The sequence below is a fragment of the Pseudomonas sp. VEM90 genome (assembly GCF_054611535.1).
The window spans coordinates 17,486-43,377 of record NZ_JBTRAR010000025.1; the positions used below are offsets into that span (position 1 = coordinate 17,486).

General features: G+C 63.8%; 24 protein-coding genes and 1 riboswitch. Of the genes, 11 read left to right on the forward strand and 13 right to left on the reverse strand.

Features of this window, described 5'->3' with window-relative positions; all coding sequences use genetic code 11:
* Positions 1–16 precede the first annotated feature (16 nt).
* A complete protein-coding gene (locus ACYCCG_RS21250) occupies positions 17–997 on the reverse strand; it encodes an aliphatic sulfonate ABC transporter substrate-binding protein (protein ID WP_459671669.1) in 981 nt (326 codons plus the stop codon).
* A 259-nt stretch (positions 998–1,256) separates the two neighbouring features.
* Here ACYCCG_RS21250 and ACYCCG_RS21255 point away from each other — a divergent pair, with 259 nt between their 5' ends.
* Entirely contained in the window at positions 1,257–2,147 is an 891-nt protein-coding gene (locus tag ACYCCG_RS21255; RefSeq protein ID WP_252459096.1) for an NHL repeat-containing protein, read from the forward strand.
* A gap of 149 nt (positions 2,148–2,296) precedes the next feature.
* Entirely contained in the window at positions 2,297–2,980 is a 684-nt protein-coding gene (locus ACYCCG_RS21260; RefSeq protein WP_004577026.1) for a TetR/AcrR family transcriptional regulator, read from the forward strand.
* A 36-nt stretch (positions 2,981–3,016) separates the two neighbouring features.
* On the opposite strand, the gene ACYCCG_RS21265 is transcribed toward ACYCCG_RS21260, so the two are convergent.
* Positions 3,017–4,024 (reverse strand): GlxA family transcriptional regulator, encoded by a 1,008-nt coding sequence (locus ACYCCG_RS21265; RefSeq protein ID WP_252459094.1) that lies wholly within the window; start codon positions 4,022–4,024, stop codon positions 3,017–3,019.
* A 161-nt stretch (positions 4,025–4,185) separates the two neighbouring features.
* Here ACYCCG_RS21265 and ACYCCG_RS21270 point away from each other — a divergent pair, with 161 nt between their 5' ends.
* Both ACYCCG_RS21270 and ACYCCG_RS21275 read left to right on the forward strand, forming a co-directional pair.
* Positions 4,186–4,656, forward strand: a complete 471-nt coding sequence (locus ACYCCG_RS21270) for an FAD/FMN-containing dehydrogenase (protein ID WP_459671672.1) — start codon at positions 4,186–4,188, stop codon at positions 4,654–4,656.
* A gap of 103 nt (positions 4,657–4,759) precedes the next feature.
* Complete coding sequence (locus tag ACYCCG_RS21275) at positions 4,760–4,972, forward strand: PLDc N-terminal domain-containing protein (protein WP_003247877.1); 213 nt, start codon at positions 4,760–4,762, stop codon at positions 4,970–4,972.
* A gap of 43 nt (positions 4,973–5,015) precedes the next feature.
* On the opposite strand, the gene ACYCCG_RS21280 is transcribed toward ACYCCG_RS21275, so the two are convergent.
* Positions 5,016–5,342, reverse strand: coding sequence for a hypothetical protein (locus tag ACYCCG_RS21280; RefSeq protein ID WP_252459092.1), 327 nt, complete (start codon positions 5,340–5,342; stop codon positions 5,016–5,018).
* A 345-nt stretch (positions 5,343–5,687) separates the two neighbouring features.
* Here ACYCCG_RS21280 and ACYCCG_RS21285 point away from each other — a divergent pair, with 345 nt between their 5' ends.
* Positions 5,688–6,101 (forward strand): RidA family protein, encoded by a 414-nt coding sequence (locus ACYCCG_RS21285; protein WP_252458424.1) that lies wholly within the window; start codon positions 5,688–5,690, stop codon positions 6,099–6,101.
* 202 nt (positions 6,102–6,303) lie between these two features.
* Positions 6,304–7,176, forward strand: coding sequence for a DMT family transporter (locus ACYCCG_RS21290; RefSeq protein WP_252458425.1), 873 nt, complete (start codon positions 6,304–6,306; stop codon positions 7,174–7,176).
* Here ACYCCG_RS21290 and ACYCCG_RS21295 read toward each other — a convergent pair.
* The 6 genes from ACYCCG_RS21295 to ACYCCG_RS21320 form a co-directional block, all read right to left on the reverse strand.
* Complete coding sequence (locus tag ACYCCG_RS21295) at positions 7,173–7,892, reverse strand: TorF family putative porin (protein ID WP_252458426.1); 720 nt, start codon at positions 7,890–7,892, stop codon at positions 7,173–7,175. The genes ACYCCG_RS21290 and ACYCCG_RS21295 overlap by 4 nt on opposite strands.
* Positions 7,893–7,973: 81 nt before the next feature.
* A complete protein-coding gene (locus tag ACYCCG_RS21300; protein ID WP_459671676.1) occupies positions 7,974–8,225 on the reverse strand; it encodes a hypothetical protein in 252 nt (83 codons plus the stop codon).
* Between the two features lie 169 nt (positions 8,226–8,394).
* The gene (locus ACYCCG_RS21305; protein ID WP_209965493.1) at positions 8,395–9,351 is read right to left on the reverse strand and encodes an AraC-like ligand-binding domain-containing protein; all 957 of its coding nucleotides are present in this window, start codon (positions 9,349–9,351) and stop codon (positions 8,395–8,397) included.
* A 150-nt stretch (positions 9,352–9,501) separates the two neighbouring features.
* Positions 9,502–11,586 carry a caprolactamase subunit alpha gene (gene capA / locus ACYCCG_RS21310; RefSeq protein WP_209965496.1) on the reverse strand — a complete coding sequence of 695 codons (2,085 nt, stop codon included), beginning with the start codon at positions 11,584–11,586 and terminating at the stop codon, positions 9,502–9,504.
* 13 nt (positions 11,587–11,599) lie between these two features.
* Complete coding sequence (gene capB, locus ACYCCG_RS21315) at positions 11,600–13,345, reverse strand: caprolactamase subunit beta (protein WP_012052132.1); 1,746 nt, start codon at positions 13,343–13,345, stop codon at positions 11,600–11,602.
* A gap of 152 nt (positions 13,346–13,497) precedes the next feature.
* Positions 13,498–14,352, reverse strand: coding sequence for a LysR family transcriptional regulator (locus ACYCCG_RS21320; RefSeq protein WP_209965497.1), 855 nt, complete (start codon positions 14,350–14,352; stop codon positions 13,498–13,500).
* Between the two features lie 92 nt (positions 14,353–14,444).
* Here ACYCCG_RS21320 and ACYCCG_RS21325 point away from each other — a divergent pair, with 92 nt between their 5' ends.
* Positions 14,445–14,873: a multidrug/biocide efflux PACE transporter gene (locus ACYCCG_RS21325; protein WP_209965499.1), complete on the forward strand. Its 429-nt coding sequence runs from the start codon at positions 14,445–14,447 to the stop codon at positions 14,871–14,873.
* A gap of 394 nt (positions 14,874–15,267) precedes the next feature.
* Here ACYCCG_RS21325 and ACYCCG_RS21330 read toward each other — a convergent pair whose 3' ends face one another.
* The 4 genes from ACYCCG_RS21330 to ACYCCG_RS21345 all read right to left on the reverse strand — a co-directional run bounded on the left by ACYCCG_RS21330 (position 15,268) and on the right by ACYCCG_RS21345 (position 18,908).
* Entirely contained in the window at positions 15,268–16,287 is a 1,020-nt protein-coding gene (locus ACYCCG_RS21330) for a branched-chain amino acid aminotransferase (RefSeq protein ID WP_176683341.1), read from the reverse strand.
* 136 nt (positions 16,288–16,423) lie between these two features.
* Positions 16,424–18,001, reverse strand: a complete 1,578-nt coding sequence (locus tag ACYCCG_RS21335) for an ATP-binding cassette domain-containing protein (protein WP_459671680.1) — start codon at positions 17,999–18,001, stop codon at positions 16,424–16,426.
* 170 nt (positions 18,002–18,171) lie between these two features.
* Positions 18,172–18,534 carry a hypothetical protein gene (locus ACYCCG_RS21340; RefSeq protein WP_339443886.1) on the reverse strand — a complete coding sequence of 121 codons (363 nt, stop codon included), beginning with the start codon at positions 18,532–18,534 and terminating at the stop codon, positions 18,172–18,174.
* Positions 18,531–18,908, reverse strand: a complete 378-nt coding sequence (locus ACYCCG_RS21345) for a glyoxalase superfamily protein (RefSeq protein ID WP_339443885.1) — start codon at positions 18,906–18,908, stop codon at positions 18,531–18,533. The genes ACYCCG_RS21340 and ACYCCG_RS21345 overlap by 4 nt, the downstream gene beginning before the upstream one ends.
* Before the next feature lie 100 nt (positions 18,909–19,008).
* A riboswitch (cobalamin riboswitch) is annotated at positions 19,009–19,224 on the forward strand.
* Positions 19,225–19,324: 100 nt separating this feature from the next.
* Here ACYCCG_RS21345 and cobW point away from each other — a divergent pair.
* From cobW to ACYCCG_RS21365, 4 genes are all read left to right on the forward strand, one after another.
* Entirely contained in the window at positions 19,325–20,392 is a 1,068-nt protein-coding gene (gene cobW / locus ACYCCG_RS21350) for a cobalamin biosynthesis protein CobW (protein ID WP_459671683.1), read from the forward strand.
* 3 nt (positions 20,393–20,395) lie between these two features.
* Positions 20,396–24,157: a cobaltochelatase subunit CobN gene (gene cobN, locus ACYCCG_RS21355; RefSeq protein ID WP_459671684.1), complete on the forward strand. Its 3,762-nt coding sequence runs from the start codon at positions 20,396–20,398 to the stop codon at positions 24,155–24,157.
* A gap of 1 nt (position 24,158) precedes the next feature.
* Positions 24,159–25,172, forward strand: coding sequence for an ATP-binding protein (locus tag ACYCCG_RS21360; protein WP_339443882.1), 1,014 nt, complete (start codon positions 24,159–24,161; stop codon positions 25,170–25,172).
* Between the two features lie 77 nt (positions 25,173–25,249).
* The gene (locus tag ACYCCG_RS21365; RefSeq protein ID WP_459671686.1) at positions 25,250–25,840 is read left to right on the forward strand and encodes a vWA domain-containing protein; all 591 of its coding nucleotides are present in this window, start codon (positions 25,250–25,252) and stop codon (positions 25,838–25,840) included.
* Positions 25,841–25,892: the final 52 nt, after the last annotated feature.

The window sequence follows — 25,892 nt, forward strand, 5'->3', positions numbered from 1 at the left end:
GGTCAGCGCGCTCCGTTCAAGGCAACACGGAAGCCGGGTAGACCGCTTCGGCCACCTGTAGCTTGCGTGGAATCAGGCCCAGGCCCTGGAAGGTGTCCGCCAGCTTCTGTTGTTCGGCAACGATCTGCGGGGTGATAGCGACGGCGTTGTAGTTGCGCCGTTCGCTGGCCGCTTCCAGCACCTGGGTGCTGATCCCCAACTGCGGTGCCAGCAGCGCGGCAACTTCGGCAGGCTTGGCGTTGGCCCACTGGCTGACCTTGCCCAGCTCGGCAAAGAAGGTTTTCAGCAGTGCACGGTGCTCGTCGGCATAGCGGGCTGTGGACAGGTAGAAGGTGCGGTTGTTGGACAGGCCGCTGCCGTCGCGCAGGTTTCTCAACCCTGGCTGGCTTTCTGCGGCGGCGAGGAACGGGTCCCAAAGGGTCACGGCCTGCACACTGCCCAATTGCAGGGCGGCCACGGCATCGGCGGCATTGTTAACGTAGGCGGGGGTAATGTCCTTGTAACTGAGGCCAGCCTGCTGCAGGGCTACGGCCAGCAGGTATTGGGCATTCCAGCCGCGGCCGGTGGCCACGCGCTTGCCTTTCAGGTCCTGCACACTGGCCAGGTGGTCTTGCTCGCGCACGACCAGGCCAATGCCGCGTGGGTAGGGTTGTTCGGCGGCCAGGTAGACCACAGGCTTGCCGGCGGCCTGGGCGAACACCGAGGGGGCATCGGCTGCGTGGCCGAGGTCGATGGCGCCGGTGCTCAGTGCCTCCAGTAGCTGGGGGCCGGCGGCGAACTCATGCCAGCTGACCTTCACACCTTGCGGTGCCAGGGCCTTCTCCAGGGCGCCGCTGCCTTTGAGGATGTTGATGCTGTTGAATTTCTGGTAGCCGATGCGCAGTGTCCGGGTGTCGTCTGCAATGGCTTCGGACCAGGGCAGCAAGGCGCTGGCGACGCTGGCCAGTAAACTGCCGATCAGCAGACGGCGTAGTGGGGAGAAGGCATGTTTGGGCATGGGCATTGCTCCTTGAATCGGGTGAGAGGCGATCTGCCCAGATTAAGGAGGTGGCGTTTGGCTTTCAATTTATATATTCCAGTTTGTTAGATTGTTTGGTTATTTTTATATCATTTAGTTTTTAGTGGCTGGGTGCCTATCGTTGTTGGAGGCGCCATGGGCTGAGATCGGTGGGTCCTGCAGCGCCCGTTTGTGCAGCTTTCGACTTTTTTTTCACATTCGCTTGCTAGGATCCGCAACGATTCCGAGGAGCCCCTTCATGCCGCACATCCTGCGCAAGCGCAGCGCCCGCATCGCCTTGACTGCCACCTCCGGGCTGCTCGCGGCCACCTTGGGCTTCTTCGCGTGGCAGAGTTTCTACCCGGTCCAGGCCGCTACCGGCTGGGATGTTGAGGTGTTGCATCGCGACGTAACCAAAGCCGCCTCGCTGTTACCGCAAGCGGATGGCAGCCTGCTGGTCAGCCGTGAACTGGATGACGGCCGGGGCAGCATCCTCAAGATCACGGCTACGGGCGAGCGCGTCGTGCTGATCGATAACCTGTCCAAGCCCGATGGTATGGTCGCGGCACAGGGTGGCTGGGTGTTCAGCCAGGAAGGTGGCCTGGCACCTGTCAGCCTGTCCCGCGATGGCCAGGTCACCCGGCTGTTCGACGGCGAGAGCGTGCAAGGCCTCTGGAACGAAGGCAACTATCTTTATGCCATCGAAGACCGCAAGGGCAATGGTCGCCTGATGCGCTATGACTGGAGCAGCGGGCAGCTGGATGTACTGCGGTCCGGCCTGACCGAAACCGAAGGCCTGACCCGCTGCAGCGACGGCCGCCTGCTGTACACCGAAAAGGCCAATGGCAGGGTCCGCTCCCTGTCCGACGATGGCAGCGACCCGGTGGTGGTCGACGGTCTGCGTAACCCTACGTTCTTGTATTGTGATCAACGTGGCCTATGGATCAGCGAGGACAACACACACCGTGCGCGCCTGCTGCGCATCGATGCCGATGGCAGCCAGCAAACGGTGCTGACTTTCCTCAAGGCTCCCCAGGCGATCATCGCCGATGGTATCGGGGGTTATCTGCTCGCTGAAGGTGGGCGTAACCGCGTGCTGCGCCTGACTCCCGCGCCGGCGCCCGCGACTGTGACTGCCCAGCGTAACTGACTGTGCGCCTGGCTGATGATCAGTGCCCGCAGGCTGACCGCGCTGCTCGAGCCCAAGGCATCATGGCTACCCGACCAACAGCGCGCTTCCCTGCATGGCCGCGCTAACGGATAATCCCCCGCATTCCAATAAACAGCCTGTGAGTGGGTATGAGTGATTCCGTAGTCGGCCTCGGCCAGCCTGAAACCGAAGGGGTGCGCAAAACGCGCAAGAACAACCCTGAGAAAACACGCGAGGACATCCTCCAGGCCGCCATCAACGAGTTCGTTCAGCAAGGGCTGGCCGGCGCCCGCGTCGACGCCATCGCCGAACGCACCGCCACTTCCAAGCGCATGATCTACTACTACTTCGGCAGCAAAGAGCAGTTGTATTGCGAGTGCCTGGTGAAGTTGTACGGGGATATCCGCAAGACCGAGCAGAGCCTGGACCTGGAGTCGTTGCCGGCTGAGCAGGCGATTCGTCGGCTGGTGGAGTTCACCTTCGATCACCACGACCGCAACGTGGATTTCGTGCGCATCATCTGCACCGAAAACATCCACTATGGCGAGTACGTCAAGCAGTCGCCGGCCATTCGCGAAATGAGCAGCCTGGTGCTGGAGGCCTTGGGCAACACCCTGCGCCGTGGCGTTCAGGAAGGCGTGTTCCGCGCCGGCATCGAGGTCATCGACCTGCACATGCTGATGAGCTCGTTCTGCTTCTACCGGGTGTCGAACCGCCATACGTTTGGCGAGATCTTCCAGATCGACCTGTCGGATGAGCAAATAAAACTGCGCCACAAAGCCATGATCTGTGATGCGGTATTGCGGTATATCCAGCTCGAGCCGCGTACCTGAGATTGCTCGAGCGCCTGGGCTGACTCGAAGCCTGGGTCACTCGCCCAGCCGTTGCTCGCGCGACGGCGGGTAGCCGAAATACGCCGCATAGCATTTGCTGAAGTGCGACACCGAGACAAACCCGCAGGCCACTGCCACTTCCATCACCGACAGGTCGGAATACTGCAGCAGCCGGCGGCTCTTGGTGATGCGCAGCTCCATGTAATAGCGCCGGGGCGACGTGCCCAGCTGGGCCTGGAACAGGCGGTCGATCTGCCGCCGCGAGCGCCCGCTATAGGCGGCCAACTGGTCGAGGCTGAGGGTTTCCTCCAGGTTATTTTCCATCAGCTCGACAATGGTGCGCAGGTGCAGGCTCATGGACTTCTTCGCCCCTGGACCCACCTGGCGGTAGCGCGCTCCGGAAAATGACAGGATTTCCTCGACGCCTTCGGCCAGGCCATCACCGTACAGCCGGCGCACCAGGCCCAGCATCAGCTCCATGGCGCCATTGGGGCTGGCGGCGCTGAGGCGGTCACGGTCGAGGGTGAAGCTGGCCGGGGTGATGCGGGTTTGCGGGCTGCGTTCGGACAGGCTGGCGCGTTGCTCGGGGTGGATGCTGCAACCGTAGTCGTCCAGTGCCCCGGCGCGGCCAAGGAACCAGGCGCCGTTCCACAAGCCGCCCAAGGCCATGCCGTGGGCCGCGCAATCGTCCAGCAGGCGATCGAGTTCCGGGTACTTCAGGGGGGTGCGCAAGCCGCCACAGACCACCAACAGGTCCAGCTCCTTCAGTGCCGCAGCGGACAGCTCGGTGGCTACCAGCTCCAGCCCCAGGTCGCTGAGCACCCGGTCTCCGTCCAGCGACAGCGGAGTGAACTGGAAACTGTCGGCACGTAGCAGGTTAGCCGTGACCAGCACGTCCATGGCCACAGTGAAACTGGCCATCGAGAAGTGTTCGAGCAGGATAAAGTCGACTCGATAGGGCGCCTGGACATTGGCGCTGCTTGTTTTCAGCCGTAGCATGTTGCTGGTGCTGGTCTTTTTGCTGAACTGGCGTGGCGTGGGCACTCTGGACTCCGCTTCCTGGCTGGCCCGCAGAGTGTGGACGGTGCCCGGAGGAAAGACAATCTCCCTGGTGGCGGTGTCGTATTACAGGTCGTGTTCAGGCAACCTGCCTGTCCTGATGCTTTGCCGCTATGCTGACGTTCCCGTCATTGAGGATGCCCCTGATGAAATATGCCGCTGTAGTGTTGCTCAGCCTGTTGCCGTTGCTGGCCAACGCCCTGGAGCAGGGCGACAAGCTCGCTCCGTTCACGCTGCTCGACCAGTACGACCAGGCCTACAGCCTTGATGCCGACACGCAGATTCTGCTGGTGGCACGCGATATGGACGGTGCCAAGCTGGTCAAGGCGGCACTGGCCGAGGAGCCCAAGGGCTACCTGGAGGCACGCAGCGCCGTATTTGTGGCCGACATTCAGCGCATGCCTGCACTGATCAGCAAACTGTTCGCTGTTCCAGCCATGCGCGATTACAGCTACCGGGTGCTGCTCGACCGAGAAGGGCGAGTGGCCAGTCGTTACCCCGGGCAGGATGGCCAGGTGCAGTGGTTGCAACTGCGGCAGGGCGTGCTGGTCAGCCAGCGGGCGTTTACCGATGCAGCGGCGTTGAAGGCTGCACTGGCGAACGCACCACGGCAATGAAACCCTATCGCCGTGCCTGCAAAGAGGTGTGGCGAGTCAAATCAATCTGAACCCTCAGCGCTTGCAGTAACCCAACCCATTACATGCCATTGGGAGAGCGCTCATGGAAATCGGTACAATCTGGATCATCATCGCGGCCCTGGTCATTCTGCTGGAGATCTGGGCCATCTGGCACATCATCGGCAGTGAACGGCGCGCCGAGCGCAAGATGCTGTGGATCGTCTTCGTGGTCTACGCACCATTCCCCGGTTTGCTGTTCTGGGCCTGGCGCGGGCCGCGGGCGGTGAAGGGCAGGGCGGTGCTGCAGGAGAAATGAGGTTTGCGGCCTCAGGCGCGGGGGCGCCTGGGGCCGTCGAGGTTCATTTGGGCAGGATGTCGAAGCGTATGGCCGGCCCCAGCCCGTCCACCATCAGGCAGCCGTAGAACTTCACGGTAGACAGTACGCGCAATTCCCTGAGTGCGTCATGAATGTAATCGCGGACCAACTTTTCAGCTTCCCGCTTGCGGTCAGCGAGGGTGGTGTTATTGAGCGTGATTATGCCAAGCAGCGTGGTTTCAATGTGCTCGACGGTGTCCAGGCCGAGCTTTTCCCGCAGGTGCAGACGTGCCTGTGCCGCATCGGTTTCATCGCGTGGAGCGTTCTGCGGCTTGATGGTATAGGCCAGCTGAAAATCAAATTTGCTCATCGGTTTTTCCTTGTTGGTTAAAGGCCTCCATGCCGGGCTTTGCAATCTTGGCTCTGTACGAAAAGCCTTGATACTTGTTCATGCTGCGTTGAAAACAGCCTCGGAATGCTCATGTACTCCAGTACAGTCGGGCGCGACCCCGGCTGTTCCTCGGCTGTTTTCGCCTTGCCTGACCTGCGTCTCAAGACTATTCGTACAGAGCCTACGGCCTTACAGCCACCGCGCAAACACACGCGTGGTTCTGACATGACGGTGTTTTGTACGAAATGTCCTACTTCGTGCTTGACCTCGAGTTAGCTTAAGGTCCGATACTCCGGCGCTCTTCCAACCGAGCGAGGGCTTGTCGTGACCCCATCAAACGCATTCCAGCTAAGCAACCCCGAAGGCCTCTACGACCCCAGTGGCAACGCCTACTCCCATGTCGCCGAAGTGCGCGCTGACAGCCGTCTACTGTTCATCGCCGGCCAGGGGGGGGAGGAGAGCAATGGCCGGTTGTCACCTGTTTTCGCCGAACAGGCTCGCCAGGCACTGGCTAACCTGGAACTGGCCCTGGCGTCGAAAGGTGCCAGCCTGGCCCAGGTGTTCAAGCTGACCCTGCTGATTGTCGAGCACTCCGAAGCGCGCCTGGGCCAATGGGTGGCCGAGGCCGACAGGGTCTGGGGAGCGCGCATGAAACCGACCTGCACGTTGATACCGGTGCCCCGGCTGGCGCTGGACGGCATGCTGGTGGAAATCGAGGCTGTAGCCGCCGTGGAGTGACCACCACGCAGGCACTGCGTTGTAGGAGCAACTGTCTTGCTCAAAATTTGGAAAGCCAGCGTGATCGCCCGTAGGAGCGGGTTTACCCGCGAACACCGGCTTAGACGGTGCCATCCTCCACGGTGGCCTCTTCCTTGTATATCGGTGCCGGTCCTGACTAAATGCCGCTATAACAACAACCCCACTCAGAGGTGACCACACCATGAGCACCGGCACGAGCACGCATACTGACCGCAAGACCAGAGCCTGGCTTTGGCCTGCGCTGTTCAGCCTGGTGGCATTTGCTGCCAACTCGGTGTTCTGCCGGCTGGCGCTGAAAGACGGGGCCATCGACCCGGTATCCTTCACCATGGTACGCCTGGCCAGTGGTGCGCTGTTCCTGCTGTTGCTGATTCGCCTGCGCCAGCCGGTGCACACCATGGGCGGCAATTGGTGGGGCGGCCTGGCCCTGTTCCTGTACGCGTTCCTGTTTTCTGCGGCGTACCTGCAACTGGGGGCAGGGGTGGGGGCGTTGTTGCTGTTCGGTGCCGTACAAATCACCATGTTCGGTTTTGCCTGGTACAGAGGCGAACACATCACGGTACGCATGCTTCTGGGTATGCTGATCGCCTTTGCCGGCCTGCTGGTGCTGCTGTTGCCCGGTGCTTCGGCACCGCAGTTGGCCAGTGCCTTGCTGATGGCCCTGTCCGGCGTGGCCTGGGGTGTGTATACGCTACTGGGCAAAGGCTCGCCCAGGCCGCTGGCCGACACTGCCGGCAATTTTGCCCGCAGCCTGCCTTGCCTGGTGTTGCTGCTACCTATGCTGTTGCTGGGCGCCGGCCCGCACCTCACGCCGCCTGGCTTGGCGTATGCCCTGGCTTCGGGTGTGCTGGCCTCAGGCGCAGGCTACGCCGTGTGGTACGGCGTGGTCAGGCAGGTCAGTGCACAGCAGGCGGCGACCCTGCAACTGAGTGTGCCGGTGATTGCCGCACTGGGCGGGGTTGCCCTGATCGGCGAGCCGGTGTCGTTGCGTTTGTTGATCGCCTGTGTGGTGGTGTTGGGCGGTATTGCACTGGCGCTGGCGCCGCGCCGTTAGAAGAAGTTGCGCTGGGCCTTGAGGGTGACCACGCTGTCGCAATAGGTGTTGATACCTGAGTACGCATCGCAGCCGTCGCCACTCAGGCTGGAGTTGCTGTAGATCAGGTTCAGGTCGATGCCCAGCCAAGGCCGCGACAATTCCAGTGACCAATCGGAAAAGGTATTCACCTGGCTGCCATCACCAATGGTGAACGGCGTGCCCAGGCGGTGGTGGGCAAGTTTGACGCTGAAGTCGACGTCGAACATCGGCAGATGGCCGAAGTCGGCGAACAGCGTGCCCGTGCGGTTGTCGGGGTTGTCACGCAGTGCTCCGCCGAAGCGGCTGCCCAGCACCGAAATACCCCCATACAAGGCGTAGCTGTCGGGGCCTGCGATATTTGGCTGACTGTAATGGATCAACCCTACCTCGTAGCCCAGGCTGCTGTCGAAATGGTGCTTGTAGCCCAGGTAGCTGTCCAGGCGCAGGGTCGAGTTGTGGGTGACCCCCATGCTTGGGGCGTACTGGCCCAGGTACCAGCCATTGGGGTGGCTAAGGTCGAGCCCACCATGGAATGCGCCGACGGCGCTGGGTGAGATAAGCCCTTGCGCCATGCTGCGCGAGGGAGTGGTGCCGAGTGTAAAGTCGAAATCGCCCAGTTGGCGTTTCATCTGCTGGGCTAGCGACACGGAGCTGAAAAGCAGCGCAGCACTCAGCAACAGAAGGGGCCTGATCATGGTCTCCGTCCTGGAAGGCTTGCGGTTAAGCGGTAGAGGATACCTGCGCAAGTGGAGGGAGGGAACCGCCGGCTAGCCCGTTCAGCCTTTGGTCGAAGGTTCAGCGTCGGCAGCTTCGGTCACGACAGGCAGGTTACCGGCACGCAGGATCACCCGCCGTTGCTGCTCGTAATTGTCCAGCGACAGGCCGCGGCGCTGTAAGGCTTCCAGTTGCAACTGGCGAGTTTCTTCAGCGGTGTACGGGCGCAGTTCAGGGTGGCTGGCACAGCCGCTGATCACGGCGATGGCGAAAACGACAAGGGTGGCGGAAAGCTGGCGGGCCAGGGCATTCATCGGTTAGCTCCAGGGCAATCTAGTAGGCAGCGAGGGGATGGAGCTAGGTTATGCGGCCACAGCGTTCGGTAGAAATTGCCCTGCTCGATAGTGACTATCGACGGTTCCGAGGAAGCCCACCTAAATCGCATCCTGGACGCACAGGGCCCATCCACTTTCCGTTGCTTTATCAGTGCGTACGCGTAGCCCGCACTTCGCTTGCCGTGCACCCATACTGCTGGCGAAACGCCCGGGTGAACTGCGCCTGGTCGGCAAAACCCCAGCGAAATGCCAATTCGCCGATGGCCGAGTGGCAATGCGGGTCGCGCAGTTGCCGGTGCACGGCCTCCAGGCGTTGACGGCGTACCCACTCGCCAAGGGTGTAGGGTGTGATCGCGAACAGCTTGTGAAGGTAACGCAGCGACAGCCCACAGGCGCTGGCGATGGTTTGTGGCGACAGCTCGGGGTCCCCCAGGTTTTGCTGCACATACTGCTCGACCCGCGTCAGGTGCAGGGTGCTGAGGTTGCTGCCTTCGCTGCCCAGCACGCGCTCATCCTGTTGCAAGGCCAGCAGCAGGGTGGCAGAAGCCTGTTCCAGCAGTAAATGTCGGGCGGCTGCGGGGCTGGTGTCGAAATGGCGGGCACACAGGTCGAGTTGCTCAACAAAGATGCGCCCCAGGCCCTGACGGGCATCGAAGCAATGCCGGGTATAGCGCTTGTGCCCCAGCAGGTTGGCTTTGAGTGCACGCTCGGGCAGCTTGAGCACCCACAAGTCGTTCTGCGTGCCGTAGTGGAAGCGGTAGGGTGCATCGCCGCGCTCGACGATGAAACCGCCCGGGCTGCAACTGATCTGGTGGCCGTCCTGTTCGAAGTGCACCTCGCTGCGATGCGGCACGGTCACCAGGTAGAACGCTTCATGGTCCTGGCCAATGTGCGCTTTGCTGCGCGAGTAACCCAGCTGGCTGGAGCGCAGGCGCGACAGGCTGAGCGGTGTGCTCGGCGTACTCCAGCGCTGCAGGTGGCCATCGAACGGCTGTCCGGCAGCAAATTCAAGGCTCAGCGGAAAATAGGTGTCACTGATGGCTTCGGCCCAGCGTACCTGGTGCTCTGGCTGTGGCCAGCCGTGGGTCGAGAGTTCTGTGGGCATGGGGTGGGTCCTTTTTCAAAGAGGGCAGCATTGAAAAAAGGAACTGCAGGCAAGCTACTCAAGCAGCTCTTGTTATTGTACGAACCGCCCGGCAGCGCAAAACTGCCGGGCGGTTATCTGGCCCATGATCGGCGCGCGCCGACCGCAAGATCAACCCCCGCGTGTCACCCGGTAGGTGGCCGAAGGCTCCAGGCGCGCCTGCCAGCCGGGTGGCAGGACAATGTTGGTGGTGTCTTCCTCGATCACGCAGGGGCCATGCACGGTCTGCCCAGGCAACAGGTGGTTGCCGTTGAACACCGGTGTGGGCTGCGATTCACCATCGGCACTGAACAGCATCGGGCGGACGGATTGCGCGGTGGGGGCGGGGGGCTCGGCCGGCCCCTGCAGCTCGGGTTGCGGCGGGCGTGGCAGGTGGCCGATCACCGAGCACTCCAGGTTCACCAGCTCCACCGGGCTGGCGGGTTCGCTGTACGAGTACAGGGTCTGGTGGCGGCTGTGGAAGCGGCTGATCAGCGCGGCCAGCCCTGCCTCGTCCATGCTGTGCTGCTGCAAGTCCACACTGCACTCATGAATCTGCCCCAGGTAGCGCATCTCCAGGGTGTAGTGGCAGCTGCTGGCCTGGTCGCCAAAGCCGTCTTCGCGCAGGTTGGCCAGGCCTTGCTGACGCAGTTTGGCGAGGGCCTGGTTGAGTTGCGCCAGGTCGACGTGCCCGGCGTCCAGGCGCATCGACAGGCTGGTGAGCTGGTCGTAGCGCACGTCGGACAGGATCTGGCCGAACGCACACAAGCCCGAGGCCACCTTGGGGATCAGCACGGTGTGCATGCCGATTTCTTCGGCCAGGCGCACCACATGCATGCCCGCCGCACCGCCTGCGCCGATCAAGGCGAAGTCACGCGGGTCGTGACCGCGCTCGATCGATACGCGGCGGATGCCGTTGACCATGTTCAGGTTGACCAGGGTGGTGATGCCGAATGCCGCGCGTTCCACACTGATGCCCAACGGTTCGGCGACCTTGCTCCGGATGGCGTCCAGCGCGGCCTGGCGGTTCAGGCGGATACTGCCGCCCAGCAGTGCGCCGTCGGGCAGGTAGCCAAGTGCCAGGTTGGCGTCGGTGACCGTGGGTTCGCGGCCACCCTTGCCGTAGCACACCGGCCCAGGCATGGCGCCGGCGCTGCGCGGTCCGACCTGGAGCATGCCAAACTCGTCCAGATGGGCGATGGAGCCACCGCCGGCACCCAGGGTCTCCACCTGGATCATCGGCACGCCGATGCGCTGGCGCAGGAAGTCCACGTCCTTGCTGAAGTTGGTGCGTCCGGCATTGGTCAGGGTGATGTCGAACGAGGTGCCGCCCATGTCCACGGTAATGACGTTGTCGATTCCGAACGGCCTCGCGACCGCCAGCCCGGCTTGTGGCGCTGAGGCCGGACCAGAGTTGATCGCGTTGACGGCGCGCTCACGCATCAGGTGCCCGGGCGCCAGCCCGCCATTGGACTGGAAGTAGCGTACCGGCTGCTGTGCGCCAAGCTCCTGGAACAGGCTGTCGATACGCGCCACGTAACGTGCCATTACCGGGCTGAGGTAGGCGTTGACCACCGTGGTGGAGGTGCGGGTGTACTCGCGGATCTGCGGGAACACCTCGCAGCCGGTGCAGACGAACACCTCGGGCAGGGCAGCCCGTACCAGTTCGGCGGCCCGCTGTTCGTGGCTGGGGTTGCGCACCGACCACAGGAAGGAAATGGCCACGGCCTGCACGCCTTCGGCACGGAAGTAGTCGATGGCGGCATGGATGGCGGCTTCGTCCAGCGGGCTGTGCTCACGACCATCGCCAAGGATTCGGCCACCGATCGGGCGGCGCAGGTGGCGTGGGGCAAGCATGTGTGCCGGCGGGTAGTGGGCGTCGTAACGGTGGCCCTCTTCTTTGTGGCCCAGGCGGATTTCCAGGCTGTCCTCGTGCCCCTCGGTGCACAGCAGGCCCACCTTGACGCCGGTGCGCTCGATCAGCGCATTGAGGGCTACGGTGGTGCCGTTGATGCACAGGTCACAGTTGGCGATCAGTTCGGCCGGGCTGCGCCCGGTGGCGTCGGCGATCTGTGCCAGGCCGGCGCGAATGGCCAGGGTGCCGTCCTGGGGCGTGGACGGGGCCTTGAACAGCTGCACGCCGCCGTCGCGATCGGCCAGGATGAAATCGGTGAAAGTGCCGCCGGCGTCTACGCCCAGGCGATATTGGTTACGCATGCGTGTTCTCCGGTTAGCGCGGGGCGCGGGCAAGGCGGGTGGCTGTTTCGTCCAGTTGGCCATCGGCATCGAGGACCACGCCATATTCCAGGGCTGCGCCTTGTGGCGAGACCAGGCCGTTGCGCACGTCCTCCAGTACTGCTGCGACCCGACGGCGCAGCGGGTCGCCGTAGCCACCACCCCCTGGGTTGATGTTGATGATGCGTTCGCCGGGCTGCAGGGTGAGCATGGGGTTCTGCGTGTAGTGGTCTTCGCGGCCATCGGCGTGGCGATGGATCAGCCGGCCCAGTTTGGGCTCGAGCAGGGCATTGCGAGCCCCGGCGGCACCGGCGGTGGGCAACTGGCGGCCCTCGCCGAAGCCAACCACGGTCATGGCGTGGTCCAGCGGCTCGATCTCCAGGCGGGTGCCCGAACCCCCGCGCAACTCACCGGCGCCACCACTGTCGGCCATCAGGCTGTAGCGGTGGATCAGCACCGGATACGCGTGTTCGAGCAGCTCGATGTCACCGCTCATCAGCGCCCCGAAGCAGCACAGCGGGCCGCAGGCGTGCCAGCCATCCATCACCTTGTTGGCACCGGCACCGGAAATGATCGAGGCGAGCACCATCGTAACGTACTCGCTATTGCCGTTACGCGGGTCGCGGCCGGCAATGTTGATACCGCTGGTATGCCCCCATGAGGCCGTTACCCGCTGTGGCGAGGCCTGTTCCAGCGCAGTGCGCACGGCATCGGCGAGGGTTTCCATCGGCGTAGTGGTGCAATTGACGTGGGGCGCGGGTTCCTCGGCATTGCACAGCGTGCCCCTGGGGCCGACATCGACCGTCACGCAGCGATACAGGCCTTCGTTGTAGGGCGGCGCCACCTGGGCGAACATCATCAGCCCCAGGTACACTCCGGATACGGAGTTGCCCTCATAGGAATTGATGAAGTACGGCACCTGTGGCGGGCTCTCGATGCGTACATGGGCCTGGTCGCCACGGATCTGCACATGGGCGGTGATGGCCAGTTCACCCAGGCCGTGGCCGGCATCTTCGAGCACGGCGGTGCCGCTGTAGTCTCCATCCGGCACATCGCGCAACAGCGCCCGCATGTGTCGGTCGGCCATGTTCTTCAGTTCGGCGATGCAGGCACGCACCTGTGCCACGCCGTATTTGTCGAGCAGCTCCAGCAAGTGCCGCTCGCCGACCTTGCAGGCGCCATACTGGGCATTGAGGTCACCTTCCTGATAAGGGCGGGCGCGCATGTTGGTGAGCATGAAGTTGATCACGTCCTCACGACGCTTGCCCTTTTCCCACAGCTTGACCGGTGGAATGCGCAGGCCCTCGGCATAGATCTCCTTGGCATCGGGGTTGTAGCCCGCCGGCACCGGGCCGCCGATGTCGGTCAGGTGGCCCTTGCAAACGGTCCAGAACACCAGCTCGCCTTGGTAATACACCGGTTTGTACATGCAGCAGTCGAGAATATGGCTGCCCTTGTAGGCGGGGTCGTTGTGGTAGATCACGTCGCCTTCGGCGATGTCGTCGCCGAAGAACTCGGCCACGCATTTCATGGCCGGGATCAGCGAGCCCAGGTGGATGGGAATGTCCTGGCCCTGCAGGATCATTTCCGGCAAGTGGTCGAACAGCGAGTTGGAATAGTCGTGGGCCAGGTTGAACACACTGGAGCGCCCGGTCTTTTCCAGGGTCAGGGTCATTTCGCGTTGCGCTGTCTCCAGCGCACCCCGGACAACCGCAAGGGTGATCGGATCTACTGTCTGCATAGGTCACCAACGTTTGTTCTTGTGCTTTGGGTGCGTGCCGCAGCGGGGCGGCGCGTGGTGACAGGCTAAGGGGCAGGGTGGGGGGAAGGCTTGTCGCTGGGTGTACCGGTTGTTGTGTCTGGGCGCACTTCAAGTTCGGGCAGGCGACACAACTATTGTCCCAACATCTGTCGCACCAGCCATTGCCCGGCCGGCCCCAATGCACGCCGACTCGACCAGGCCACATCCATATCCACCCGTCTGGGGTAACCCGCTATCTGCAACTCCACCAGCTCGTTGCCAAACCGTTTTACCAGCGCCCTGGGCAGTTCGGCCCAGCCAAACCCGCGCACGGCGAACTCCAGCAGGGTCAGGTAATCCGGTGCCGACCACGCTTGGCCACGGCCGTGGTGCAGGCTGGGGGCATAGGTCTTGATATACAGCTGTCGCGCGTTCTCCAGATGCTGTGCCTGTACCTGCGCCAGGTTCGCCAGCGGATGCTCGCTGGCGACATACACGCCGAACTCTGCCTGCTCCGGCAAGCGCGCCACGGCCACGTCGGCGGGATAGCCAGGCTGTGTGGCAAGGATGCCGACATGGGCCAGGCCCTGCTGGACCATCTCGATCACATCAGCGTCCTCCGCCGGGCCGCAGCGTAGCTCGGTATGGGGGTAGTGCTGGGCGAAACGAGTCATCACCGCCCCCTGGAACGTTACGCTGTAGCTGTCCGACATCACCACAGATACCAGCGCCTCGACATTTTGCGCCAGTCGCACTGCCAGCGCATCGAGCTGGGCGCTGGCATCGAGAATCGCCTCGACATGGCTCAGCACCTGCCTGCCCGCCTCATTGAGCGTGGGGTGGCGGCCACTGCGATCAAACAGCGGGCAGCCGATGTCGGCCTCGAAATTGGCGATGGCGATGCTGACGGTGGACTGGCTTTTGCGCAGCTTGCGCGCCGCCGCAGAAAACGAACCTAGCGAGGCGGCTTCAGTAAAGGCGACCAGAGCTTCGGGAGAGTAACGCATGGTATTGATAAAACCGATGGTAGCTATATCGCGAGTATCAGTTCTGTCAAAGAGAATGGGAAGCACGACTCACGCAATGGATGGAATTTGCAATGAAAAACGTGTCTTTCACCGAACGCCTGGTCCACGCGGTTGGCTATGAAGTTTTCGCAGTACTGCTGTGTGCGCCGCTGCTGTCCTGGGTCATGGGGAAGTCGCTGGCAACGGCGGGCGCGCTGGCGGTGACCCTGTCGGTAATCGCCATGCTGTGGAACATGGTCTACAACGCACTGGTCGATCGCTGGGTGCAAACCGAACGCATCAACTGGAAGGCCGGTACGCGTTTCGTGCACGGTCTTGGCTTCGAAGCCGGCCTGGTGGTGTGGTGCCTGCCGGTGGCGGCTTGGATGCTGGAGATTTCGCTGCTGCAGGCGTTCATGGTGGAGCTGGGCTTCTTCGTGATCATCCTGCCCTACACCGTGGTGTACAACTGGGCGTTCGACAAAGTCCGGCACCTGCTGGTGCAGCGGCGCCTGGCATGATTCTGTCACCCGACGCGGTTCACTGATCGGGGGTGGTCACAGGTCGGTGGTTGGACAGAGGCCGTCGTAGGAGCGGGCTCACCCGCGAAAGGGCCGGCCCTGCTGGCCAATTTCACCCGCCGTTCACCGTTGCTGCCGCTACCGTATTCGCGGGTAAACCCGCTCCTACACCTGATCGGGGGTGGACACACATTGGTGATTGGACACAGGCCGTCGTAGGAGCGGGTTCACCCGCGAAAGGGCCGGTCCTGCTGGCCAATTTCCACCCGCCGTTCCCCGTCGCTGCCGCCACCGTATTCGTGGGTAAACCCGCACCTCAAGGTGGCCGTGTAAACCTACGAAAAACGGGGCATGCCATTACTGGCATGCCCCGTTTTCATACAGCTGATGCGACTCAGGCGACCTTGACGATCCAGCCTGCCGGTGCCTCTACATCGCCGCTCTGGATACCGGTCAGCTCGTTGTAGAGCTTCTGGGTAACCGGGCCGACCTTTTCCAGGTCGTGGAACACGTGCAGCTTGCCGTTGTACTCGATGCCGCCGATCGGGGTGATCACGGCTGCGGTACCGCAGGCACCGGCTTCGACGAAACGGTCCAGCTTGCTGATCTCGACATCGCCTTCGATCACGGTCAGGCCCAGACGCGATTGCGCCAGCTCCATCAGCGAGAGGCGGGTGATGCCTGGCAGTACCGAGGCCGATTTCGGGGTAACGAACTCGTTGTTGGCGGTGATGCCGAAGAAGTTGGCCGAACCGACTTCCTCGATCTTGGTGTGGGTCAGCGGGTCGAGGTAGATGGCATCGGCGAAGTTGGCCTTCTTCGCTTCAGCGCCCGGCTGCAGGCTGGCAGCGTAGTTGCCACCGACCTTGGCCGCGCCGGTGCCCTGCGGGGCAGCACGGTCGAAGCTGGAAATCTGGAAGCTGTGCGGCTTCATGCCACCCTTGAAGTACGAACCAACCGGGATGGCGAACACCGAGAAGATGAACTCGGGGGCGGTGCGCACGCCAATGTTGTCGCCGGTGCCGATCACGAACGGGCGCAGGTACAGGGCGCCTTTGCCGTGTGGTGGCACGAACTTTTCGTTGGCCTTGACCACTTGCTTGCACGCTTCGATGAACACATCGGTCGGCACGTGCGGCATCAGCAGGCGTGCGCAGCTGCGCTGCATGCGGGCCGCGTTCTGGTCCGGGCGGAACAGGTTGATCGAGCCGTCCTTGCAACGGTAGGCCTTCAGGCCTTCGAAGCACTGCTGGCCGTAGTGCAGGGCCGTGGAGCCTTCACTGATGTGCAGTACGTTGTCTTCGGTCAGGGTGCCCTTGTCCCACTCGCCATTGCGCCATACGGACAGGTAGCGTTTGTCGGTCTTGATGTAGTCGAAACCCAGCTTGTCCCAATTAATGCTTTCGTTGCTCATGACACCCTCATTGTCTTGCAAGTGCCCGATCGCTCGGGCTGCTGTTATATGCGCACCATGCCACCTTAATACATCCTTGGCGGATCGGGAACGGCCAGTCACGAATTGATAGGCTGCGATGCTTTTTTTTCGGTTTCTACAACCGCAAGTACTCATCCAGCGCCAGGTTTTCCAGCAATACCGCATCATGGGACGCCACTATCAGCGCCCCGCGAAACTGCCCAAGCATGCGTTCCAGGGCTGTCAGCGAAGGCAGGTCCAGGTGGTTGCCGGGTTCGTCCAGCAGCAACAGGTCGAGCGGCCGTTCGCGGTACAGCACGGCGGCCAGCGCCGCCTTCATACACTCACCGCCGCTAAGCAGGCCACTGGGCAGTTCGATACGGGCCGCATCCAGGCCCAGTTGCGCCAGGCGGCTGCGCAATTTCCCCTGGGCCATCGTCGGGTTGGCTTGGCGTAGGTGTTCGAGCACGCTACGGTTGCCTGCCAGTGTGCTGCAGTGCTGATCGAGCAGGGCGGTCTCACCGATGAGGCGCACATTGTCGGGCGATGCCGGCAATTCCCCATTCAGCAGCCTGAGCAGGGTGGACTTGCCACTGCCATTGGCGCCGATCAGCCCTACGCGCTGGCCCAGGCACAAGCGCAGGTCAAGCGCTTTACGGGTGCCATGGGGCAAGCAAAGTGCCTGCAACGCCAACACTTCTCGGCCCGGATGACGCTGAGGTGTGGGCGTGTGCAAGGTAATAGCGCTGTCATGCTCCATCTCGCGGGCGGCGTCACGCACTTTGCCCATAAGCGTTTGCCGAGCATCGCGATGCTCGCGGTGCTGCTTGCCGGCAGTGGCCTGGCTGCGCTCCTGCTTGCGGTCGACCAGAATCTTGGCCTGGTTGGCGTGCTTGGCTTGGCGCCCGGCCCGGGCCTGATGGCGCTCCAGGTCTTCGCGTTGGCGCTGCAGTTCACGGGCCTGTCGTTGCTGCGCCTGCTTCAGCCGGGCAAGTTGCTGCTGGGCCTGCGCCGTCTGGTTGGTTTTTTGCGCACTATAGAGGCTGTAGTTGCCACCATAGGCCTGCAAGCCCAGGCTGGATAGTTCGACAATGCGTGCCATGTGCGCCAGCAGGCTGCGGTCGTGGCTGATCACCAGCAAGCCACGGTCCCAGGCTTCGATCATGCTCAGCAGCTGGGCACGGGCGTTGCTGTCCAGGTAATTGCTTGGCTCGTCGAGGATCAGGTAATCGGCATCGCTGAGCCACGCGCCAATCAATGCCACGCGCATGGCTTGGCCACCGCTCAGGGTTCGTGCGGGCTGGCGCCAGTCGAGTTGACCCAGGCCATGGCCCTGAAGCTGTAGCTGCAATTGCTCGCGCATATCCCAGCGCTCGCCAACGGTGTCGAAATCCTGGGGCTCGATGCTGCCTTGCTCGATGCGCTCCAGCGCCGCAATCACCGGTCCCACTTGGGCCAGGTCGGCCAGCGTGGCGCTGCGCTCGATGACTTGCTGGTCCAGCAAATGGACAGGTCCGAGGCGCCGACAATGGCCGCTGCTCGGTTCACGCTGGCCGGCAAGAATCTGCCCTAGCAGGCTTTTGCCCACGCCATTGCGCCCGACCAGGCCGGTGCGGCGTTGGTCGAAGGTTTCGTTGAGGTTGCTAAACAGCGGCCTGCCATCAGGCAAGGCCAAGGAGACGCTGTCCAGCGTCAGAATCGACGTGTTCGTCATGCACAACTCCACAAATGCCGCGACATCTCCGGTACGAACCGGAGGCTGAAGACTGGCCGTCGAACAGACGGCGGCATCAATGGCGCATTGGACGAACACCTCGTAATTTAGAGACTGCGTAGCCTAACGGCCCTCTGGGGCCGGGTAAAGCACCGGCTGCCGGTTGGGGCTCAGCGCTGCGTCTGCAAGCGCTTGGCCCAGTCTCCGCCGTGGCCGTGCGCGCAGGCTTCTTCACTGTCGAATCGCACATGCCAGGCCGGATGGTCCAGCTCAATGCCGGCTTGCTCCAGCGCCAGGCCGGTAAGCGCCAGCATGCGCGCCTTCGCATCACCGACCACGGCCGCTGCCTTGTCGGCCTCTTGCTCGAATACCCAGGTGATACGCAGGCTGCTCGGAAAGTCCTCGGGGTCGAGGCGATGGGTAAGCCAACTGAAGCCGACAATTTCTGCCTTGGCGGCTTCGCAGGCATCGGTCAGGCACGCAACCAACCCCCGCTCCAGGCGACTTATCTCGCGTTTGCCCAATGCCTTCATGGGTTGGCCTCGTCATCGATCTGCTGGCAAAAGCGCAGGCGGTTGCCGAACGGGTCCCATACCTGCATCTGCAGGCCCCAATCCAGGCGCTCGGCCTCGGGCCGGGCGAAACCGTACTGTTTACCCTGCAATTCACCCTCCAGCGCGCGCAGGTCGTCGAGGCGGGCGAACACGGTCGAGCCAGGGCAGGCATCGCCATGGTGCTCTGAAAGGTGCAGGATCAGGCCATCACGGTGGATCTGCATGTACAACGGCAAGTCCGGGCTGAAGCGGTGCTCCCAGTCCAGGCTGAAACCCAGGAAGTCGAGGTAGAACTCCTTGGCCTTGTCGATCGAGAATATGCGCAGTACAGGTATGGCGGGGGCGAGGGGCATGGTGCGTCCTTGACCGTGGATAAGGCGCCACTGTAGCGCACTTGCGCCCAGCGTTGTCGACCGGCCCCGCAGCAATGGTTGACCACCCGCCAGCCACTGCGTAGCCTTGCCACTTCGAGGTTCTTCGGCCTGGCCGAAGCTAAGACGGGAACGCGGTACAAGCCGCGGCTGCCCCCGCAACTGTAAGCACCGACAACGGATCGACACAGCCACTGCGCCAGCGCGCGGGAAGGCGTCATCCCGCCAGCCCGCCGTTCGACTGAACGGGGCATGGAACGGTGCAAGCCAGGAGACCTGCCTCGTCACGTTTTCGACTTTCAACCGGGCGGGGTGATCCGGTGGCGAACAAGCCCGGCCGGCCTGGCCTGCGGCTGTCGTCCTGCATGCCCGCGCCACACTGCCAAGGGCAATGCGACATGAAAACACTGGCCAAGCTACCCGTCACCATCGTCACCGGCTTCCTCGGCTCGGGCAAGACCACCTTGCTGCGCCACATGCTCGACAACGCCCAGGGCCGCCGCATTGCGGTCATCGTCAACGAATTTGGTGAACTGGGCATCGATGGCGAAATCCTCAAACAGTGCAGCATCGGTTGCACCGAGGAAGAAGCCAGCGGCCGCGTCTACGAGCTGGCCAACGGCTGCCTGTGCTGCACCGTGCAGGAAGAATTCTTCCCGGTGATGCGCGAGCTGGTGGCCCGCCGTGGCGACCTCGACCACATCCTCATCGAAACCAGCGGCCTGGCCCTGCCCAAGCCATTGGTACAAGCGTTCCAGTGGCCGGAAATCCGCAACGCCTGCACCGTCGATGCGGTCATCACCGTGGTCGACAGCCCGGCCGTGGCCGCTGGCACCTTTGCCGCCTACCCGGACCAGGTCGATGCCCAGCGCAAGCTCGACCCTAACCTGGATCATGAATCGCCCTTGCACGAGCTGTTCGCTGACCAGTTGGCCAGTGCCGACCTGGTGGTGTTGAACAAGGCTGACCTGATCGACGCCGAAGGCCTGGCCAAGGTGCGTGCCGAGGTGGCCGAAGAACTGCCGCCGGCGGTGAAAGTGATCGAGGCCAGCAGCGGCAAGCTGCCACTGGAGGTGCTGCTGGGCGTGGGTGCCGAGTCCGAGGCGCATATCGATGGCCGCCGAACCCACCACGATTCGCACCACGATAGCGACGATCATGACGATCATGACCACGACGCTTTCGATTCCATCTCCATCGACCTGCCGGAAGCCGACGAAAGCCTGCTGCTCGATGCATTGACCCAGTTGGTGGTGGAGTTCGGTATCCTGCGCGCCAAAGGCTTCGCCGCCATCCCGGGCAAGCCGATGCGCCTGCTGGTACAAGGCGTGGGCACCCGTTTCGACAAGCACTTCGACCGCGCCTGGCGCGCCGACGAGCCGCGCATCACCCGCCTGGTGCTGATCGGCCAGGACCTCGATGCTGCCCAGCTGGAGGCGCGCCTGCGCCAGGCGCTGGGCGCCTGACCCATGCACCTGCTGCGGACCCAGCCCGGTGGTTTCGTACCGGATGACAGCATTGCCGACCTCGGCCAGACACCCGCCGAGCTGGTGATTCTCTGCAGCGGCGATTCACACCTGGCATTGCTCGCCGACACCGCCGAGCAATTGCCCGAAGACTTTCCCAGCCTGCGCCTGGCCAACCCGATGCAGGTGCAGAACCATGCCTCGGTCGACCTGTATGTCGACCAGGTGCTGCGCCACGCCAAGGTCATCCTGGTGTCGCTGCACGGTGGCGTTGGTTACTGGCGCTATGGTGTCGAACAACTGGTCGAGCTGGCCGCCCGTGGCGTGCAGCTGATTCTGGTGCCGGGCGATGACCGCCCGGACCCGGAGCTGACCTGCCTGGGCAACGTCCGCGGTGAACAGGCCGAGCGGCTTTGGCATTACCTGCGCCAGGGCGGCAAGGCCAATGCCATCAACCTGTTCAACTGCCTGGCCAGCCAGTGGCTGGGCCGCGACTATGCCTGGGACGAGCCGCAGCCTTTGCCGCGCACCGCGGTATATCACCCCGCCAAGGGCAGCGCGACACTCGAAGACTGGTACCCGCACTGGCACCCCGAGCAGCCAGTGGCGCCGCTGCTGTTCTACCGTTCGCACCTGCAAGCGGCCAATACCGCGTTCATCGACGTATTCTGCCAGCGCCTGCAGGCTGCCGGCCTGAACCCGTTGCCGATCGCCGTGGCCAGCCTCAAGGAAAGCGCCTGCCTGGAACAGGTCGAAGCCTGGCTGGACGAGGTCGGCGCCGAAGTGCTGGTCAATACCACCGGTTTCGCCTTGTCCAGCCCCGAGCGCCCCAACCTGCGCCCGTTCCGCCGCGACATCCCGGTGCTTCAGGCCATCTGTGCGCAGGACAACCAGCCTGGCTGGGAGGCCAGCGAACAGGGCCTGGGCGCACGCGACCTGGCCATGCACATTGCGTTGCCGGAGCTGGATGGGCGCATCATTACGCGCCCGGTCAGTTTCAAGGACATGGCCTGGCGCAGCGAGCGCAGCCAGTCCGACGTTGTCTGCTACCGCGCCCACCCCGAGCGCATGGACTTTGTCGCCGAGCTGGCCCGCCGCTGGGTCGAGCTGGCCCGTCTGCCCAATGCCCAGAAGCGTGTGGCCCTGGTGCTGGCCAACTACCCGACCCGCGATGGCCGCATTGGCAATGGCGTCGGCCTGGACACGCCCGCCGCCGCACTCAACATCCTCAAGGCGCTGCAGGCCGAAGGCTACCCGCTGGCCGAACTGCCGGGCAGCGGTACGCAACTGATCCAGCAGTTGCTCGGTGGCGTGACCAACGACCTCGACCACCTCGACCAGCGCCCCTGTGCCCAGAGCCTGAGCCTGGCCGATTACCAGCTGGCCTTCGAGCGCCTGCCGCAGGCCAACCGCCAGGCAGTGCTGGAACGCTGGGGGCCGCCCGAACAGGACCCGATGTATCGCAGCGGCCGGCTGATGGTTGCCGGCCTGCGCTTTGGTTTGACCTTCGTCGGTATCCAGCCGGCGCGGGGCTATCAGGTAGACCCCAGCGCGGTGTATCACGACCCTGACCTGGTGCCGCCGCACGGCTACCTGGCATTTCACTTCTGGCTGCGTCACGCATTTGCCGCCGATGCGGTGATCCACGTCGGCAAGCACGGCAACCTCGAATGGTTGCCCGGCAAAGGCGTCGGGCTGTCGGCGCAGTGCTGGCCGGACGCGCTGCTCGGGCCGCTGCCGAACATCTACCCGTTCATCGTCAACGACCCGGGCGAGGGCGCCCAGGCCAAGCGGCGCACCCAGGCGGTAATCATCGACCATCTGATGCCGCCGCTGACCCGTGCCGAAACCTATGGCCCGCTGCGCCACCTGGAACAACTGGCCGACGAGTTCTATGAAGCGCAGTTGCTCGACCCTCGGCGTGCCCGCGAGTTGCAGCGTGACATCCTCGAGCTGGTCAAGGCCACCCACATTGACCGTGAGTTGCAACTGGAAGGGCAACTGGACGATGCGGCGCTCTGGCTGCCGCGCCTGGATACCTACCTGTGCGACCTGAAGGAGTCGCAAATTCGCGATGGCCTGCACGTGTTTGGTCAGTCACCTGAAGGGCGGCTACGCCTGGATACGCTGCTGGCGTTGTTGCGGGTCGAGCGTGGCGACGGTCGTGGCGGCAATGCCAGCCTGCTGCGCGCCCTGGCGAAAGCACTGGTGCCGGGCTGGGACCCGCTCGATTGCGACCTTGGGCAGCCGTGGCAGGGCATACGCCCTGAACAGCTGCAGGCCATGAGCAATGAGCCCTGGCGCACTTGTGGCGACACCCGCGAGCGCCTTGAGCTGTTGGCACTGCAGCTGATCGGGCAGGCGCTGGAAGGCACAGCACAGTTACCCGACCTGAGTGAGTGGCAACCGGTGCACGCTGTAGTGCAGGCCCTGTGTGAAGCGGTAGCCCCCAGCCTGGACGCCTGCGGCACGGCTGAAATGAATGGCCTGCTGGCGGCACTGGCCGGGCGCTTCGTGCCAGCCGGCCCCAGTGGTGCGCCTAGCCGAGGGCGCCTCGATGTGCTGCCCACCGGTCGCAACTTCTATACCGTGGACGTGCGCAACCTGCCCACCACCACAGCCTGGCGCCTGGGCTTCGCCTCGGCCAGCCTGATCCTCGAACGCCATCTGCAGGACCACGGCGATCACTTGCGCCAGCTCGGCCTGTCGGTGTGGGGCACGGCGACCATGCGCACCGGCGGCGACGACATCGCGCAGGCCATGGCGCTGATGGGCGTGCGGCCTGTCTGGGCCACCGGCAGCCAACGGGTCGACGATTTCGAAATCTTGCCGCTGAGCCTTCTCGACCGCCCCAGGGTGGACGTGACCTTGCGTGTTTCCGGCTTCTTCCGCGATGCCTTCGGTAACCTGATCCGCCTGTTCGACGCCGCCGTGCAGGCAGTGGCCGCGCTGGACGAACCTGACGACCTCAACCCACTGGCTGCCCGTGTGCGCAGCGAGCGGGCAACGCTGCAGGCTCAAGGCATGGATGCCGAGCAGGCCGCACGTCAGGCTGGCTGGCGGGTGTTCGGCGCCAAACCCGGGGCTTACGGTGCCGGGGTGCAGAACGCCATCGACGGGCGCTTGTGGCACAGCCGCGACGACCTGGCCGAGGTCTACCTCAATCACGGCGGCTATGCCTACGGCGGCAGCGACGACGGCACCCCGGCCCGCGCCCAGTTCGCCCAACGCCTGGCCAAGGTGCAGGCAGTGCTGCAGAACCAGGACAACCACGAGCACGACCTGCTCGATTCCAACGATTACTACCAGTTCCAGGGCGGCATGCTGGCGGCCTCGGAAACCCTGTCCGGGGCGGTGGTGGCCAGCTACCATGGCGACCACAGCCAGGCCGACCGACCGCGCGTCCGTACCCTCAAGGAAGAGCTGAACCGGGTAATCCGTGCCCGTGCGCTCAACCCCAAGTGGATCGACGGGGTCAAGCGTCACGGCTACAAGGGTGCCTTCGAGATGGCAGCGACAGTCGACAACCTGTTCGCCTTCGACGCCACCACGCACCTGATCGACGACCATCATTACCAGGGGCTGGCCGATGCCTATGTGCTCGACCCGGCGACCCGCGATTTCATGCGCGAGCACAACCCCGAGGCCCTGCGCGACCTCACCGAGCGCCTGCTGGAGGCCCAGCAGCGCGGCTTGTGGCAGGCGCCGGGCGACTACCGCGAAGCCCTTGAGGACCAACTGCTCGACGGCGAGGAACAGGCTTGAAATGAGTGAACCCGTACAATTTCCGCTGGCGGCCGTGGTCGGTGCAGACGACCTCAAGCTGGCTCTGTGCCTGACCGCCATCGACCCCAGGATCGGTGGTGTGCTGATCGAAGGGCCGCGTGGCATGGCCAAGAGCACCCTGGCCCGTGGTCTGGCCGACCTGCTTGGCGAAGGCCCGTTCGTCACCTTGCCATTGGGCGCCAGTGAAGAGCGGTTGGTCGGCACCCTCGACCTGGATGCCGCGCTGGGGCAGGGCAAGGCGCAGTTTTCCCCGGGCGTGCTGGCCCAGGCCGACGGCGGTGTGCTGTATGTCGATGAGGTCAACCTGCTGCCCGACACCTTGGTCGATCTGTTGCTTGACGTGGCTGCCAGCGGCACAAACCGCGTCGAGCGTGACGGTATCTCGCACCGGCACAGCGCCCGCTTCGTACTGATCGGCACCATGAACCCGGAAGAGGGCGAGCTGCGCCCGCAGTTGCTCGACCGTTTCGGCCTGAACGTGGCGCTGGAGGGCTTGCCGGAGCCCGAGGCCCGGCAGCAGATCATTCGCCGCCGCCTGGCCTTCGACAGTGACCCTCAGGCGTTCTGCGCACACTGGGCCCAGGCCCAGGCGCAACTGCGCGAGCGCTGCCAGGCGGCGCGCCAGGCCTTGGCCGACATTGCCCTGGATGACCAGGCGCTGGCCTGGATTACCGAGCGCTGCTACGCCGCCGGCGTGGACGGCCTGCGCGCCGACCTGGTGTGGCTGCGCGCTGCGCGCGCCCACTGTGCCTGGCGCGGCGCTGAGGCTATCGAAGAAGTGGATGTCGAGGCGGTGGCCGAATTCGCCTTGCGCCATCGCCGCCGTATGACGCCCCAGGCCAACCCGCCGTCGGCGCCACCGCCGCCTGACCAGCAGCCTGGCGCCGGCAACCCGGGTGAACGGGGCGGGCAGGGCGACTGGGGGGCATTACCGGCACAGCCGGTTGCCAGCGGCGCCCGCCGCGAGGTGCCGAACTGGGCAAAAAAGCCCTGAGCATCCCCCAGCCACCAGCCAAAGGGGCGGATGCCAGAGCGGGCACAGGCAAGCAGAACGGTACCCGCCGTGGCCCCGTGCATCATGCGGCGGCCGGCCGGGTAGCCTGGCTGCCGACCTTGCTCAAAGGGCGGCCGCGTCAGCGACAGGACCTGTGCTGGCAGCAGCGCAAGGGCAGGCCTGCAGAGTTGTGGCTGGTGATCGTCGATGCCTCGGCTTCAACCCGGCGTCATCAGGCGCTGGCGCAGAGCAAAGGGTTGCTGGCGGCATTGTTCGACCAGGCCTATCGCCAGCGCGCCCGCTTGGCCCTGCTGACTGCCAGCGGGCGCACGCCACAGTGGCAGCGCCACGGGCTGAAGGCATCGGCCGCCTTACAACCCTGGTTGCAGGCCTTGGGGGCAGGTGGGGGCACGCCGTTGTTAGCCGCACTGGAGCAGGCCCGGCACTGGCTACAGACGCGGCAGCGAGCGCATCCGCAAGAGGCCTTGCGTTGTCTGGTGTTCACCGACGGTCGCCTGCAGCACAGCAATACCGTGCAGCCGATGCCATGCACCACGTTGTTGGTCGATATGGAGCTGGCGCCAGTGCGCCTGGGGCGCGCGCAGCGTCTGGCAGAACAATTGCATGCCGATTACCAGCATTTGCAACAATTCAAGGTGGTGGATTGAAAGGGCGGTTTGCGACACTATGTCGCAATCAGAAAAGTTGTCGCAACAGCAA